Raw genomic sequence first — 15,765 nt, 5'->3', positions numbered from 1 at the left:
GTGTTCGCGTCGCGTCCAAAGACTTAACGCCTTGCTCCGAGGAGAACCGACACCATGGCCTACCAGTACAACCGTCCGGCGGCGTACCTGCCCGACCCGGCACGGGGACCCTTCGTCTTCCCGATGCACACGCTCTCCCTGCCCGCCCACTGGGAGGAACCACTCCTGCGCCTTTACCACGGCGGAATGACAGAGGGGCAGGCCGAGCGACGGCGCCGCGTACCCACAGCGGCTGTCAACCAGCTGATGCGCGCCACCGCGCCGGACATCGTCACGGTCGACTCCACGGCACGGTTCGGTTCGGAGAACCCCTGGCTGTACTGCCAGGACGCGTACCCGATGGCGGTGACGAACCTCTACATCGCCACCTGGCTCAGGAGCCTCCCGCGCGATGCCGGCGATCCCGAGACCGCGGCCCTGCTGATGAACTGCTTTCGTGACCTCGACACCGCGGCTCTCAGCTGGCGGCCCGGCAGGGTCGACCTCCTCGAGCAGAAGGTGTCGCCCGGAGGAACCGCTCTGCCCGCGCCCCACGTGTACCGGTTGCTTCCCGACGTCCTCGCCGAAAGGATCGCGCGCCAGGGACCGTACGAACACCACGGGCAGCAGCTGTCGTTCCGACAGGTCGCCGGCCGCACGGGGGCCAGGGGGCAGGGAAGCGGGGGCGCCGAGCTGATGTCGAACGTGATCGAGTACGTACCCGGGCGGCGTGGTGGCGGCGACGGCAAGCCGGCCTACTACGCGGCGACCCTCCGCATCACCGTGCGCACCGTTCCCTTCTCACCCGTCCCGCGCGTCCACGTGGCCGCCGGCGTACGTCGGTTCGTCACCGGCAAGGTCTACATGCCGTACGGCAAGGGCGTGTCCGCGTACCTGCTCCCGGACGACTCCCTCGTCCACGATGGCCCGCGGTCGCAGCGTTTCGCCGTCGCCATGCTGGAGTGGAAGAACGGCACCACGGACTGGCGTCAGGGCGGAGCAGAAGGAATGCTCGCCGGGATCAGCGCACTCGACGCACTGCCGTCCCCGGACCGGCTGGTGAAGGAGGCCGACCACTGGATCCACGGCCGGGACGGCATCCGGATCGCGATCGGGCACCAGGCGGCCATGGGCAGGCACACGATCGGCACCGGACTGATGCCCAGTGAACGCCGACGGCTGATCGAGTGGGCGGAGCAGGCGATCGCTCCCGAGTTCGTCTCCGTTCCGAAGCTCGAGCGCAGTGCGTACGCGCGGCCGCCCAAGAAGCAGCTCAAGAAGCTGACGTCCATTCCCAAGAACATGGAAGAGAAGGATCCCGAAGAGCGCGCGGTCATCCTGGACCAGCGTGAGCTGAACGCGGCCCACAACGCTCAGGTTCTGCGGGCACGCCTGGCCGAAGCCCTCGAAGGGGAAGACCTCACCGCGGTCGTGCTCCACCAGAACGATGCCATCCGCGATCAGATGATCGCAGCGGCGGAAATGGGGCTGGGGCTGGCCGGGCACCGGCACGCGCAAGGCCCCGATACCTGGGTGTGGGAGGCGGAGGAGCTGACCGTCCGGCTGCACGCGCGGCCCCTGGGCGCTCTCGGCGCACCGCTGGGAGGCGACAGCGTGCCGCGCCGGGGGCAGGAGCACGACAAGGCCATCGAGGAGCGCCGTATCGGTGTCGCGCGGGCCATGGCCGCCTTGCGGGAAGCCGTACCCGGGGTGCGGCTGGCCTTCGTGGAGCTCGACGGGCAGGATGCCTTCCGCCACGCCAAGCGACGGACCGACCCCAAGCACGCGATCCGCCTCGGCTGCGCGGACGCAGGCCTGGTGACCCAGTTCATCCGTCCACCAGACCCGGATGCGGAGACGGAGGAGGCTCTCGCCGATGCTGGTCTGCGTGCCGCCGCGGCCTGGTCGGACGGCCTGCGCCAGACCGGTGTGCGGCTGGTGCCCCAGCACACGCTCGGTGACACGCTCATCCCCGCGAACCTGAACCAGGTGGCCTTCCACCTCGTGGAACGCCGCCTTGACGGGCCCACAGGCAAGCAGCAGTTCACGCCGATCGCGGTGCTCATCCGACCGGGCGCGAAATGTGTGCTGGGCAAGTCGGCCGACATGCACGCATGGGTGCCGTACCCCGAACTCCTCAAGTCTTTGACGGGAAGGGTCGAAGGCAAGAAGAACAGCGCGGAGCAGTCGGCCCTCATGGCGGCCTTCGTCAAGAAGACTCTCGCGCAGCTGCGCAGTACCCCGACGCTCGTTCTGACCCACGCCCAGGACGTCCGGAAGCGCTGGCCATGGCTGAGGAACGACGGGCTGGAACGGGACAGGCTCGGCCTCGACGGGGGTCCCGTTCAGCGGATCGGTCTGTACGGCAAGCAGCTTCGTATCGTTCGGATCGCCGATGGCAGCCGGGACGAAACGGCACAGTGCTGGGCCGAGGCGGAGGAACGCTCTCCCAAGTTGGAGGGCCAGCAGCGTGGGGGCATCGCGATGGGGCTGTGGCGGCCCGGAGTGCGGGGTGACTCGGACCGCGTCTTCTACAGCACGACCGGCAAGTCCGGCTCGCAGCCAAATCTCACCAACGACGACGCCAAACTCACTCCGCACACCAACGCCTCGGGCAACAACGCCTACCGGCCGACGGCGAACGCCTGGAATCCGGACCTCCTCGAACTGACCGTTGCGTGCCTTCAGCCCGATGACGATGCGGAGGCATGGGCCGCATTCGTCCACCAGCAGCGTTTCAGCGAGGACTACCGTGCTGGTCGCGAGGGGTTGGCTCTGCCCTTGATCCTCCACCTTGCGCGACTCGCGGACGATTACGCTCTGCCTCACGAGATCGAGGAGGCTTTGGACCCGACGGAGCCCCAGGCTGCGGCCGCGCCGGACGACGCTCTGTCGGGCCAGCTGGCCTTCGACTTCGACCTCGATGACGGGGATGAGGACGAATGAGGCTTCCCGCTGAGGAGCCGAGGGAGTCTCACCCCTCGTCTCCTCAGCGGGTAAGGCCCCCACTACCTCAGGGGCGTAGGTGCGGGTTCAATAAATGCATACGCATGCTCTCGGGGAGTGATCTTGCGGCCCGCGGGAACCTCAACAGCAATTAGTCCTGTTGTGCCTGGTCAAGGGAACTCGTGAACGTCCCACTTTCTACTTTCTATAGCGATACACAAGCGAGGGCCTCGACCTTACGGTCGCGGTCCTCGTTGCATTGTCGTACGTGATGCCGATGCCCAGGGCATCGTAGAGAGGCTCCTTCTTCGCGGCGTCGACGGTCTGGATGCGTTGTGCGATGTCGCCGACACTCTCAGTCCTCTCGCGGATCTTGTCGGGGGCGAGGGGTGGTTCTCCTTCTTCTGGGTGACGGTGGGGAGGGCGTCGAGCTTCTTCTGTGCCGCGTCCTTGTCGCGTTGGGCGTCGTTGACCCATTGGGTGACGATGGGCTGGGTCGGCTCCGGTGTCGAGGGCGGCTGGTAGCGGGCGAGGCGCCGCTCGCGTTCCTTGACCGCCTGGCGGGCTTGGGCTTGCTCACGCCGAACTACAGGAATTCGGTGAAGAGTTGGACCGGACACCGAGTGGGCTGCCGCCGGGGAGGCCGGTGGAGCTGCCCGAGGACACAGCGGCCTTCGACGGGATCGTGCTGCGCTGGGCACGCGAGGACTTCGCCGCGGTACGCAGCCGCTGGCCCGAGTCGACCGACTCCTACGGGGACGACTACACCGCCTACGCACAGCGGCTGCAGACCGACGCGCGCACCTACGCGGAGGCCGGCGCCGCCCGGGTGCACATCGTCCCGCCCCCGCCGTCAGGCCGGCGGGACGGCGTGGCCCGCGGCCGCCAGCCAGCGCCGCCCGGCGTCCAGGTGTGCGGCCGCCCGTGGAAGGCCGCCGAGCGGCTCGGACAGCGCCGCCAGGGCCGCGCCCAGAGCGGCGGTGGGCACGCCGCGGGCGGGGAGGAACTGCACGCCGAAGGAGAGATAGTCGGTGAGGACCTGCGGATCGTCGACGTAGTTTGCCGCGGCTACAAAGTCCGGGAGACGGCCGAACTCCTCCAGAACTGCCTCAGCGTGCTCCGCGCCGGGGTCGCGCAGCCACGGGTACCCCTCGCGCAGTCGGGCGAGCAGCCGCCGCAGCAACTCGGCTCGCTGCCGGACGATCCGGGAGTACTCTTCGTCGGCGAGGTGCTCCAGGGGCGCCGCTTCCCGTGGCGCCTCCGGCCACCGCACGGCGAGCATCTCAGCGGCGGTGGCCGGTTCGGGCGCGTACAGGTCAGCTCCGAGCGTGCGGGCCCAGACGCCTCCGGGCCCGAAGCCCGAGCCGCCCGCGAGCACCGGCACCCCGGCGCGCCGGCAGCACTCGACGAGGCGGTGCGAGGCAGGCAAGCGCACCGGGATCATGCACGACAGGGCCACCAGGTCGGGCCCGTGTCGGTGCACGTGGGACACCAGGCGCGGGACGAGGACGTGGGCGCCCAGGAACGTCAGGTCGAAGCCGCGCAGCCGCAACACCTCGGCGGCGATCCTCGCGGGCAGGGTGTGGCGCTCCCCCTCGACGCACGCGAACAGGACACGGCGGGCAGGCGCGGAGTCCCGAGGCCGCGGTGCCCAGGCCGCGGCGGCCACGGCGCTCACCACGCGCTCGCTCACGTGGGTCGCGGCGTGCTCCTGGGCCACGCTCCACTCCGTGGACACCCACCGGGCGCCGACAGCGGCCTGTGCCGGGGCGATCAGACGGAGCAGAACATCCTCCGCCGCGGTCCCGGACCGCAGCAGGCCCAGGGCGAGCGCGGTGGCCCCGGTCTCGTCAGCGTGGGTGAGATGGGCGTCGAAGGCGGCGCGGGCCCCCGGCGCCACGGCGGACGCGCCGGTCACCGCAGGGCTCCGACGGCGCCGGACGAACCGGGCGAGGCCTGCAGCGCCAGCACCGCGATGTCGTCGTGGGCATGTCCGGCCAGCCAGTCGGCGATGCGCAGTTCGATACGCTCGGCGACCGCGCCGGCGGGCATCCCCGCGCAGCCCGCCAGGTCGTGCGCCAGCCGCTCCGCCCCATATTCCTCGACGCCGTTGGGGCCGCCTCGTGCCTCGGTGATCCCGTCGCTGTACAGCAAGATCAGCTCGTCGCGCGCCAGTCGGACTCCGGCCTGGCCGAATTCCGCGCCTGGCAGGGCCCCGACCAGCATCCCGCCCACGTCCACAGCCTCCACGGTGCCACCACGGCGCAGCACCAGCGGCGGCAGGTGCCCGCCGCCGGCGAGCGCGACGTCCAGGGTGCCTCCGGAGCCCAGGCGTGCGGTACCGATGACCAAGCTGGCAAACCGGCCCGAGTCCGCCTCGAGCAGCGCCTGGTTGAGCACGTCGAGCACACGGAGCGGCCGGGACTCGACGAGGGCCAGGGTCCGGAGGCTCTGGCGGACGTGGCCGGTGAGCACGGCCGCCTCGACGCCCTTGCCGCAGACGTCTCCCAGGGCGAAGTCCACGCCCCCGCCGCCCTCCCGCGCAGGTTCCACCTGGTAGAAGTCGCCGCCGAAGCCCAGTGCCTCCGGGGCGGGGCGGTAGACGGCGCCCAGCCGCACCCCCGGCACCTCGGGCAGCGGCGCCGGATCGAGGCCCGACTGGAGTACGGCCGCAGTGTGGGCCTGCTGGGCGTAGAGGGCGGCGGTCGACAGCGCCATACCGGCCCGGAACGCGAAATCGCGCACCACGGCGGTGTCCGCGGTGTCCAAGCCCTCAGATCCCGCCGATCGGACGAGAACCAGCACCCCCGCCGGGGCTCCGCTACCCGGCAGTGCCATCACGAGCGACTCCCCTCCCGTGCCCGGATCCGGCGGCGCCGCCCCGCCGAGCGCACCGAGCTCGCCCGGCCGGCAGGGGGCGGGCCGCGGCCACAGGCCCGACAGCGCCTGCACCAGTTGCGGCACATGCTCGATGGAGGACACCGGCAAGACGCCCGACTCCGCCGCCGCGCCCGGCGCGGCGCAGCGGTACCAGTCCGCGTGGCCTCTACGCGGCGGCAGTACGAGCACCGCGGCGTCCGCCAAGGCCGGCACGGCGAGTTCCACCACGCTCCGGGCAGTGCGGCCGTGGTGCAGGGAGGCACCGAGCCGTCGGCCCGCCTTGCTGAGGAACGCCGCCCGGGACCGCTCGGCGCGCAGTTCGGCCTCGCGCCGGCGTGCCCCTGTCTCGTCACTGACGAGCCACACCGCGCAGTCCTCCACTGTGTTTCTGCGCCCGGTCAGCCGCCGACCGAGGAAGTCGGCATCGAAGCGCGCCGCGGAGGCGACGACCGCCTGCCCCAGGGGGCCGGCCGCCACAGGGTTCGGCGCCATCCCCGGCCGCAGGCCCGGGAAGTAGACGCCGGTCAGGCCGTTGCACCAGCGCACCACGCCGGAGGCGTCGCAGACCACGACCGCCTGGTCGACGAGGTCGAGCAGGGCATCCAACAACTTCCCCCCGGGACGGTTCCGCGACTCCCCGGCACCGCCGTGCGCCGCCGGGCTTCGGGCTCGCGTGCCCGTCACCGGCCCCGTGCCTCGAGAGGACGGGTCCCGGCCCGACGCGGAACGCCGCCGGCTGCCTCGCCGGCCGGCACAGGAGACATACGCACCGCCGCTTCACAATCCGGCACCCGAGGAATTCTTTACGTCCGATTTCTAACGATACAGCCCAGTCCTTGCCAGGGCACCGCCTGCAGGACCGCGCGGCCGACCGCACCCGGGCCGTGGGAGCGCGGTACGCGGGCAGGACTGGACGCCTCCGGTGAGAGCCCGCGCCCCTTGGATCAGACGGCGCCGTCGGGGATGCGGGGCGGGGCGAGCACGCCGAACACTGCGGTGGCCACGCCCCGGCTCCAGGGCGAACGCCGTGCGCGGGCCGTCGGCCCCGCTGTTCCGGCCGGCAGGGCCGCGGCGCACGATGCCTGACCAGCCGGTCGCGCCACGGCCTGCGACCGCGGTCCGACTTCCCCCGTCTCCATGGGCATAGGAGTCTGGTAGGACTCCGTCAGGTCTTTCTGCCAAGTGGCCTTCTCATCGGCCGCGTCCAGTTCCCGCGAAGCAGGTGCAAAGTCAGAACGTCCATCGGACCGGCAGCTGACGCGGGCCGCGGATGAGCATGCCGTGGCGCCAGGTCAGGGCGGCCGGGTGGGCGTCGAGGGCGAGGTCGGGGCAGCGCTCCAGTAGGGCACGGATCGCGATCCGGGCCTCCATGCGGGCGAGCGGTGCGCCGAGGCAGTAGTGGATGCCGTGGCCGAAGGCGACGTGACCGTTGGCGGGCCGCCGGATGTCGAAGCGGCCCGGGTCGGGGAAGCGTGCCGGGTCGTGGTTTGCGTCCGCCAGAGCCACGAGGACCAGCTCACCACCGCCAGGGACGACCGTAGTGCCGATCTCGACCGGGTCGGTGGTGAACCTGAACGTCGGTGTCTCCACCGGCCCCTCGTAGCGCAGCATCTCCTCCACCGCGTTGTCGATGAGCGTCATGTCCTCGCGAAGTGCGGCGGCTTGGTCGGGGTGGGTCAGCAGGGCCAACACGCCGTTGGTGATCAGATTGACCGTGGTCTCATGCCCCGCGACCAACAGCAGCCAGGCGGTACCGCGCAGTTCGTCCGCGGAGAGCCGGTCGCCGTCCTCGTCGGTGGTCCGGATCAGGGCGCTCATCAGGTCCTGACCCGGGGCCAGGCGCTTGCGCTTCACCAACTCGGAGAGATACGTGGACACCTCATCCGTCGCCGTCAGCCGTGCCCTCGGGTCCGGGTCGGTGAGGATCGTGCCGGTCCAGGCGCGGAAGGCGGCCCGGTCCAGCATCGGGACGCCGAGCAGTTCGCAGATCACCGAGATGGGCAGTGGGAACGAGAGTGCCTCGACCAGATCGGCCCGCCCCTCGGGAAGCGCCGTCATGGCGTCGAGCAACTCGTCGGTGATCTGCCGCACGCGCGGCGCGAGTTGCTCGATCCGGCGCGGAGTGAACTCGCGGACGACCAGCTTGCGCAGCCGCTCATGGTCCGGTGGGTCGGAGTTGAGCATGTGGGGGCCGGCAGATGGACTGGGGATCGGAAAGGAGGGCGAGGCGTTCTTCCACTGCTTGGACAACCGCGGATCCACGAGCGCTGCCCGGCCGGCCTCGTACCCGACGACAAGCCAGGCCTCCGCACCCTCCGGGATCCGCACCTTGTGTACGGGGCCGCGCTCGCGCAACGCCGCGTAAACCGGATACGGATCGCGGACGAAGTCCTCGCCCATCGTCACCAGATCGATCACCTCGGCTGCCGTCATCCCCTACCCCCGTCTCCCGCTTCGCTCCGAAGCTAGCAGTGGGCGACGCTTCGGCGAAGGACGCATCCAGCCGCACCGGGCGGGGAGCGATCGGCACGACGCGGACGACGGAGACGAGCACGGCGACCGCGATGAGCGTGAAGACCACGGTGGCAGGGGAGGGAGGCCCCAACCCCCTCGCAACGTGGAGAGTTCCTGGCCGGCCGGGTGGAACTTGTACCCGGAGCCGTCCTCTGAACTGGGGTTTTCCGCCACGTAGGTGCCGCGCTGGGGCACTGTGAAGACCTCCCCGGACTCCACCAGGACAGCGATGGCCCGCCGTTTACCGTGCTGCGTACAAGCCCGTATTGCGTGACGCAACCGCGGTCCCACACGCGGCGAGGGCTGCTCGAGTGTCCGGACGCCGCAGGCGGCGGGCGACACGGTGTCGCCCGCCGCCTGGCGGAAGTGATTCAGGTTCAGATGTTCGGGGGGCGACGTGGCGTCAGCCGGTCGCGCTGCCCGCGACCCACTCGTCCCACGGCATGTTCCAGTCGCTGAGGCCGTTGTCGGGGGCCAACGTGGTCTTGTCCTCGGAGTTCTTGACGATCACGACGTCACCGATCATCGAGTGGTCGAAGAACCACGCGGCGGGCCGCTTGCCGTCGCCGCCGCCCTTGACGTCCTTCAGGCCCACGCAGCCGTGGCTGGTGTTGACCTTGCCGAAGATGGCGTCGGCAGCCCAGTAGTTGCCGTGGATGAAGGTGCCCGAGTCGGTCAGGCGCATGGCGTGCGGTACGGCCTCGATGTCGTAGGAGGGCTTGCCGTCCTTCTTCGTGAGCCCGACGGTCGCGCCGTTCATGCGGATGTGCCGGAACTTCTCGGAGATGACCATCTGACCGTTGTAAGTCGGGTGCTCGGCGCTGCCGGACGAGATCGGGATGGTCCTGATCGTCTTCCCGTTCCGTACGACGGTCATCTGCTTCGTCTTGGCGTCGACCGTACTGATCTGGCTCCGGCCGATGTTGAACGTGACCGTCTTCTGGATGCCGTCGAGGTCGAGCGTGACGGTGACGGTGGAGCCGGGCTTCCAGTAGGTCTCGGGGCGGAAGTCCAGGCGGTAGTCGTTGAACCAGTGGCCGACGACCTGCTGGCCGCTGCTGGAGCTGACCTGGATCCTCGACTCCACGGCGGTCTTGTAGCCGATCGCCTGGTCGAAGTTGACCGTCACCGGCATGCCCACGCCGACGGTCGAGCCGGCCTCGGGGGAGAGGTGCCCGATGAAGTTGTTCGCCGGGGAGACCGTGGTGATCGTGGCGTTCGAGGTGACGGAGCGGCCCTTGGCGTCCTCGGCCTCCGCGGCGACCTGATACCGGGTGGCCGGCTCCAGGCGGCCGTTCGGTTTCCAGGACGTGCCGTCGGCGGACAGGGCGCCCGGAACCTCGTCACCGGTCGCGATGGCGGTCATGGTCACCTTGGTGAGCGTGCCCTTGCTGACGGTGACCTTGACGGAGTCATCGACCCCGACGTCGTAGGCACCTTGCCTGGGCGTGATCTTTATGCGGGCGTCGGAAGCCTCCTGGGCGGCCGCCCGATCCGCCGACGCCTGCGGTTTCGGGTGAATCCCGGCGCCGTCACCGCTGGTAGCGGCGTTGCTGGTACCGCCGAGGGCCGTGAGTGAGAGCACGCCGCCGAGTACGCCGACCGCAGCCACCATCCGGGCGCGCCCTTTACATGCCGTGATCAAACGATTCTCCCGCGTCACTGGTCATCGAATCCCTGTAGCTGGATGCCGAGGGGGTGCAGCTAGCAATAGAACTCTTTATATGGGTTTATTGATACCTAAATGAGCAATCTGTGGTGAATGCCACGCACTGTCGAGCGCGTCGCCGAGGCTCTGATCGACTGACGGATGGCGCGTAGTCGATCCGCTCTCGCCGCCCGGAGTCGGTCACGATGGCGGTGTCCGGTTCAGGTGGAGCGCCCGGTCGATGTTCCGCACGATCTCGACCTGGGAGCCGCGGGCCTCGGCGACGCTGGCCAGGGCTGCACGGCAGCGGCCCGAGTGCTGGTGCGCGAGTCCGTCCACGACGAGTTCGTCGCCGCGCTCGCGAAGGCCGCCGCCGACGCCAGGACCGGCGGCGTCGAGTGGGCGAACGGCGTCGACTACGCCCTCGCCTCCTCCGTGTGGACCAAGGACCACGCCCGCGCGATGCGCATGTCGAAGCGCCTCGACTTCGGCTGCGTGTGGATCAACACCCACATGATCCTGGTCGCCGAGATGCCGCACGGCGGCTTCAAGAAGTCCGGTTACGGCAAGGACCTGTCGGCGTACGGCTTCGAGGACTGCACGCGCATCAAGCATGTGATGACGTCGCGATGACGCACCGTGATGCGCCGTGACGCGTCGTGACGCGCTGAGCCGGGCATCGCATGGCACGGCACGGGTCCGGACACCCGGAGGAAGGGTGCCCGGCCCCACGCCGGACGGCCGCGTGCCGGACGGGCTCCGCGTCGCAGGCTCCGCCTCGGACGGCTCCACCTCGCAGGGATCCGCCCCGCACGGGTCCGACGGCTGCGACCGCCGTCAGCAGGCGCCCTCGTCCTGCCAGGGTCCCCATTCCGAGGCCCCCGGCGCCTCGTTCTGGGTCCACCACTTGGCCTTCCAGTTGTGCTTGTCGTACGAGACCTCGTTGCCGGCCGTGTAGACCGCCGTCGAGCTCCAGGCCGTCTTGCACGCGGTGTTCGGAGGGGTCGGCGTGGGAGTGCCGGTGGGCGGGGTGACGCCCGCGAACTTCACCGAGTACTTGGCGAAGTCCCACGCGTTCTGCGCCACGCTGGAGCATGTGCCCGATGTGCGGCCGCCGTTGTCGGCGGGGGTGCACTGACGGTCGCGGTTGAGGGACCAGAAGGTGAAGCGGTCCATGTCGTGACTGGTGGCGTAGTCCAGCACCGTCTGGAAGTCTGCCTGCGAGAAGTACTCGCCGGTGTCACTGCGGCCGTTCATGCCGGAGAAGCCCTCGTGGGCGTAGGCGGTGGCCTGGTCCCAGCCGAAGGTGGACTGGAGGATCGCGTTGAAGTTGGTGAGCGCGCTGGTCTGGGAGGCGGCGCCGTTGAAGCCGCCGTCGAACGGCATGATGGAGAAGTTGTTCGGCGTGAACCCCTGGGACTTCGCCTCCAGCAGCATCTGCTTGCCGAACCAGCCGGTGCCGTCCGCCGTCCCCGCCGTGGTGACGGAGACGTACAGGCCCGGGTTGTTCTGCTGGAGGATCTTGGCCGCGCCGATCTCGTTCCGGATGGCCGCCGTGTTCTCGTACTCCGGCTCCTCCAGGTCGAAGTCGATGGCGTGCAGGCCGTACTTGGTGATGACCTGCTGGTACGCCGCCGCGGTCGACGCCGGGTCCGAACATGCCTGACCGAGCTTGGTGCCGCCGTATCCGCCGATGGACACGGAGACGTCGCCGCCCTTCGCACGGATGGTGTTGACGACCGACTGCACGGCGGTGTCCGAGGAGACCGCCGCGGTGCCGCCCCAAGTCGGCGAACAGCCGCCGCCGTCGGGGGCCAGGATGAACGCCAGCTGGAACGCCTTGAGGCCGGTCGCGTCCATGATGGCGCCCGCGTCCGGCGGGTCGTTGTCCAGTGGCATCAGATACGGGGCGGCGGCGTACCAGCGGTTGCTGAGCGCGGTGGTCGCGCCCGAGGCGTTGCCCGCGACGAGCGCGGTCGTGCCGACGGCGGCCAGGCTCACCGCTGCCGCGGCGCCCAGGCATGCGCGAAGACGTCTCACTGTGCCTCCAGGGGAGTGGGGGAAGGGCCCCAGCTTCCGGGCGCTGTCGCGATCACGTCAATGAGTTGGACTAGACCAAACGCCACTTTGGACTAGACCATGCAATCTCTTTACTCGGACTTCCGGGGGCGGGGGTGAGCTCGCCGACTGGTTCCGCCTCGTGCGCGGACCGTCGACCCACCGCCCTCCCGCTCCGGACGTGGTCGCGCCTCTGGTAGGACAGCGTCCATGGCCATCGAGCGGTACATCGGCATCGACCTCGCCTGGTCCGAGGGCGGCCCCCGGTCCAGGCCCAACGAGACGGGCGTCGCGGTCGTCGACGCCTCGGGCGAGGTGCTCGACTGCGGATGGACCCGGGGGATCGACGAGACGGTGGCCTGGCTCGGCGAGGCGGCCGCGGGCGGCCCGGCGCTGGCGTTCGTCGACGCGCCCCTGGTCGTGGACAACCCGTCGGGGCAGCGCCCGTGCGAGCGTGAGGTGGGGCGCCGGTACGGCCGCTGGAAGGTGAGCGCGAACAGCACGAATCTGGCCTCGCCCCGCCTCGCCGGAGTGGTGCTGCGAGAACGGCTGCGAGCGGCCGGCTGGGTCTACGACGACGGACGGTGCGGGCCGCCGCGCGCCGGGCGGGCCATGTCCGAGTGCTATCCGTACACGACCCTCGTCGGGGCGGCCGAGTGGGGATACACCGAGCAGCGCCCCACGTACAAACGCAGGCCCGCGGGGGTGCCCGCGGCCGAGTGGCGGGCGGTGCGCGCCGCCGAGTGCGACCGGCTGATCGGGCGCCTGGCGGGTCTGGCGGCGGCCGATCCGCCGCTGCGGATCTCCTCCCACCCGGTGTCCCGCCGGCTGGCGGACGAGCCCTCGCCCCTGGCGTCGGCCGCGTACAAGCACCGTGAGGACCTGGTCGATGCGCTGGTGTGCGCCTGGACGGCGGCACTGTGGGTGCGCCACGGGCGGGCGCGCTGCCAGGTGCTCGGTGACGACAGCCCGGCCGCGCCGGGGACGGCCGCCACGATCATCGCGCCCGCCCGGCCGGAACAGCGCAGGGTGTCGTCGGACAAGGTCCGGTGAGCGTCAGCGCGTCGTGCGGACCCCGTCCAGGGCGACCGCCAGCACGCGGTCGCGCTGACCGTCGTCCAGGAAGTTGGTGGCGGTGATGCCCGCCACCATGCGGAGCAGGTCGTCGAAGCCGATGTCCGTGCGCGCCGCGCCGGCATCCTGCGCGCGAGTGAAGAGCGGCCCGCCCGCCTGGTACATGGACTCGCGGCAGGCCAGGAAGATCTCCGACTCGTCGTTGAGCGCCTCACGGATGGCCCGCTTGGTGACCGTGTAGTCCACGAAGCGGCGCAGCCACGAGGCCAGCGCCTCCCACGGTTCCTGCCCGGCGACCTCCTGGGCCACCCGGCACAGGTCGTTCACCTCGTCCGCGTACACGCTCTCGAACAGATGGCGGCGGGTGGGGAAGTTCCGGTACAGCGTGCCGATACCGACGCCCGCGCGACGGGCGATGTCCTCCAGTGACGCCTCCGCGCCGTTCTCCGCGAACGCCTGGCGCGCGGCAGCGAGCAGCGCGTCGTAGTTGCGCGCGGCGTCCTTGCGGTGCGGGCGCCGGGACGCGACGAGATCGCTGACGGGGAACGGCTGTGCCGTCACGGGTGCCTCCCTGAAGGGACCAGGTTGAAGCGGAGGTGTGCCTCCGGTACAGTGGAGGTGTACCTCCACTTTAGCAGTGCGGGGTGCGTTCGCCTCGGCGGTGTGCGGCCGCACACCGCGCCGGAGCGACAGCATCCCGTACCGCGGCCCGGTGTCGAGACGTCGGCCACCGGCGCGGACCCCGCGACGACCGAGTCGTCCCGCCGCCCGCACCACCCCACACTCCACGTCCTTCAGGGGACCGCTCCGTGTGCTCGTCGGCGTGCCTCGCGCCGCCCCGCGGTGCGCCCCGTCCCCACGTTCGCGGCCCGACGACCTCGGCCGCACCTGTTCGCTTGTTCGGAGAGGCTCTTCATGCCCGGAAAATCCACTCGCCTCACCTTCACGGTCCTCGCGACCGGTGCGGGCGTGTTCGCCATGCTGCAGTCGCTGATCGCGCCGGCACTGCCGACCGTCCAGCACGCGATGCACACCTCGCAGTCCACCGTGACCTGGGTGATGACCGCCTACCTGCTGTCCGCCTCGGTCTTCACACCGATCCTCGGCCGGGTCGGCGACCTCGTCGGCAAGAAACGCACCCTCGTGGCCGTCCTCGTCGCCGTTCTCGCCGGCTGTCTGCTGGCCGCGCTCGCGCCGACGATCGGCGTGCTCATCATCGCCCGCGTGATCCAGGGCGTCGGCGGCGCGCTGTTCCCGCTGTCCTTCGGCATCATCCGTGACGAATTCGCCCCGGCGCAGGTGAGCGGCAGCATCAGCAACCTGTCGGCGGTCATCGCCGCGGGAGGCGGTGTGGGCATCGTCGCGGCCGGTCCCATCGTGACCGCGCTCGACTACCGCTGGCTGTTCTGGCTGCCCGTCGCCGTCGTCGCCCTCACCGCGCTGATCGCCCTGCGCTACGTGCCCGAGTCGCCGCGCCGTGCGGAGGGCCGCGTCAACTGGCTGGGCGCCGTCCTGCTGTCCGGCTGGCTGGTGGCCCTGCTGCTGCCGCTGAGCCAGGCGACCCACTGGGGCTGGGGCTCCGCCCGGGTGATCGGACTGTTCGCGGCCGCCGTACTGCTGTTCGCGCTGTGGCTGTTCGCCGAGGCCCGTTCGCAGAGCCCGCTGATCGACCTGCGCATCATGCGGCTGCCCGCGGTGTGGACCACGAACGCCGCCGCACTGCTCTTCGGTGCGGGCATATACGCGATCTGGTCCTTCCTGCCCGGCTTCGTGCAGACGCCCGGCACCGCCGGGTACGGCTTCGGTACGAGCGTCACCGGTGCCGGACTGCTCATGCTGCCGATGCTGATCGCGATGTTCTGCTCGGGCGTCCTGAGCGGCCGTCTGGAACCCGTCCTGGGGGCGAAGAAGCTGCTCATCGCCGGTGCCGCGCTCGGCGCCGTGGCCTGCGGCCTCCTGACCCTCGAACACGACAAGCAGTGGCATGTGGCCTTCGCGGCGGGCGTCTTCGGCCTCGGGATCGGACTGGCCTTCGCCTCGATGGCCAACCTGATCGTCGGCAGCGTCCCGCCCGAGCAGACCGGTGCCGCGACCGGGATGAACGCCAACATCCGGACCATCGGCGGATCCATCGGTGCCGCGCTGACCGGCGTGCTGGTGACCAGCCGCCTCCAGCCGTCCGGGCTGCCCTACGAGGCCGGATACACCCACGGGTTCGGCCTGCTCGCGCTGCTGTGCCTGGCCGCGGCGCTGGCCGCGCTCCTCGTCCCCGCGCAGCGTGCCCGCCGTCTCGCCGGCGCGTCCCGCGCCTTCGGCGACACGTCGGGCGCCGAGGCGGAGACCGCCCCGGTCGGCGTGCGGAGCTGAAAGGGCACCGGCCGCCGCGCCGAGCCGGAGTCCCGGCTCGGCGCGCCAAACCGGTGAACGGGCCTGCGGCCGGAGCGGAAGTACGCTCCGGTCGCAGGCCCGGCGGTCGCAGGCCCGGCGGTCGCAGGCCCGGCGGTCGCAGGCCCGGCGGTCGCAGGCCCGGCGGTCGCAGGCCCGGCGGTCGCAGGCCCGCCGGTCGCAGGCCCGCCGGTCGCAGGCCCGGCGGTCGCAGGCCCGGCGGTCGTCAGGACAGGCCGGCCGAGGTCAGCCACTCCTTCGCCACGTCCAGCGGGTCCTTG

The 15,765-nt window shown here is 70.8% G+C and carries 9 protein-coding genes and 1 pseudogene; 4 read left to right on the top strand and 6 right to left on the bottom strand.

All coding sequences use genetic code 11. The features are described from left to right. Positions 1-54 precede the first annotated feature (54 nt). Positions 55-2,925, top strand: coding sequence for a pPIWI_RE module domain-containing protein (locus H305_RS0118810; protein ID WP_028801741.1), 2,871 nt, complete (start codon positions 55-57; stop codon positions 2,923-2,925). An 853-nt stretch (positions 2,926-3,778) separates the two neighbouring features. Here the strand turns inward: H305_RS0118810 and H305_RS0118800 are convergent. The 4 genes from H305_RS0118800 to H305_RS0118785 all read right to left on the bottom strand — a co-directional run bounded on the left by H305_RS0118800 (position 3,779) and on the right by H305_RS0118785 (position 9,934). After that, entirely contained in the window at positions 3,779-4,843 is a 1,065-nt protein-coding gene (locus H305_RS0118800) for a cobalamin B12-binding domain-containing protein (protein ID WP_028801739.1), read from the bottom strand. After that, entirely contained in the window at positions 4,840-6,411 is a 1,572-nt protein-coding gene (locus H305_RS46395; protein ID WP_051370729.1) for a PP2C family protein-serine/threonine phosphatase, read from the bottom strand. Before H305_RS46395 ends, H305_RS0118800 begins: the two co-directional genes overlap by 4 nt. Before the next feature lie 624 nt (positions 6,412-7,035). Continuing rightward, complete coding sequence (locus tag H305_RS0118790; RefSeq protein WP_028801738.1) at positions 7,036-8,238, bottom strand: cytochrome P450 family protein; 1,203 nt, start codon at positions 8,236-8,238, stop codon at positions 7,036-7,038. Between the two features lie 484 nt (positions 8,239-8,722). Then, complete coding sequence (locus tag H305_RS0118785; protein ID WP_107440059.1) at positions 8,723-9,934, bottom strand: L,D-transpeptidase; 1,212 nt, start codon at positions 9,932-9,934, stop codon at positions 8,723-8,725. A 243-nt stretch (positions 9,935-10,177) separates the two neighbouring features. Here H305_RS0118785 and H305_RS0118775 point away from each other — a divergent pair. Then, a pseudogene (locus H305_RS0118775) lies at positions 10,178-10,600 on the top strand (aldehyde dehydrogenase family protein); the annotation flags it as partial. A gap of 204 nt (positions 10,601-10,804) precedes the next feature. Here the strand turns inward: H305_RS0118775 and H305_RS0118770 are convergent. Further along, positions 10,805-12,007, bottom strand: a complete 1,203-nt coding sequence (locus H305_RS0118770) for a carbohydrate-binding protein (RefSeq protein ID WP_051370727.1) — start codon at positions 12,005-12,007, stop codon at positions 10,805-10,807. 228 nt (positions 12,008-12,235) lie between these two features. Here H305_RS0118770 and H305_RS0118765 point away from each other — a divergent pair, with 228 nt between their 5' ends. Continuing rightward, positions 12,236-13,078, top strand: coding sequence for a DUF429 domain-containing protein (locus H305_RS0118765; RefSeq protein WP_028801734.1), 843 nt, complete (start codon positions 12,236-12,238; stop codon positions 13,076-13,078). A 3-nt stretch (positions 13,079-13,081) separates the two neighbouring features. Here H305_RS0118765 and H305_RS0118760 read toward each other — a convergent pair whose 3' ends face one another. Then, positions 13,082-13,660, bottom strand: coding sequence for a TetR/AcrR family transcriptional regulator (locus H305_RS0118760; protein ID WP_028801733.1), 579 nt, complete (start codon positions 13,658-13,660; stop codon positions 13,082-13,084). A gap of 354 nt (positions 13,661-14,014) precedes the next feature. Between H305_RS0118760 and H305_RS0118755 the strand changes: the two genes are divergently transcribed. Then, positions 14,015-15,466: an MFS transporter gene (locus H305_RS0118755; RefSeq protein WP_028801732.1), complete on the top strand. Its 1,452-nt coding sequence runs from the start codon at positions 14,015-14,017 to the stop codon at positions 15,464-15,466. The last annotated feature ends 299 nt before the right edge of the window (positions 15,467-15,765 follow it).

Origin of the sequence: Streptomyces sp. 142MFCol3.1, from assembly GCF_000424945.1 — a bacterium.
Taxonomy (GTDB): domain Bacteria; phylum Actinomycetota; class Actinomycetes; order Streptomycetales; family Streptomycetaceae; genus Streptomyces; species Streptomyces siamensis.
The sequence above is the reverse complement of the archived record's forward strand: the minus strand, read 5'-3'. Positions and strand labels throughout refer to the sequence as shown.

Bases quoted from the DNA above. Each gene is read 5' to 3' on its own strand.
- H305_RS0118755 (WP_028801732.1), top strand. From the start codon at position 14,015: ATGCCCGGAAAATCCACTCGCCTCACCTTCACGGTCCTCGCGACCGGT.
- H305_RS0118785 (WP_107440059.1), bottom strand. From the start codon at position 9,934: ATGGTGGCTGCGGTCGGCGTACTCGGCGGCGTGCTCTCACTCACGGCC.
- H305_RS0118810 (WP_028801741.1), top strand. From the start codon at position 55: ATGGCCTACCAGTACAACCGTCCGGCGGCGTACCTGCCCGACCCGGCA.
- H305_RS0118790 (WP_028801738.1), bottom strand. From the start codon at position 8,238: ATGACGGCAGCCGAGGTGATCGATCTGGTGACGATGGGCGAGGACTTC.
- H305_RS0118765 (WP_028801734.1), top strand. From the start codon at position 12,236: ATGGCCATCGAGCGGTACATCGGCATCGACCTCGCCTGGTCCGAGGGC.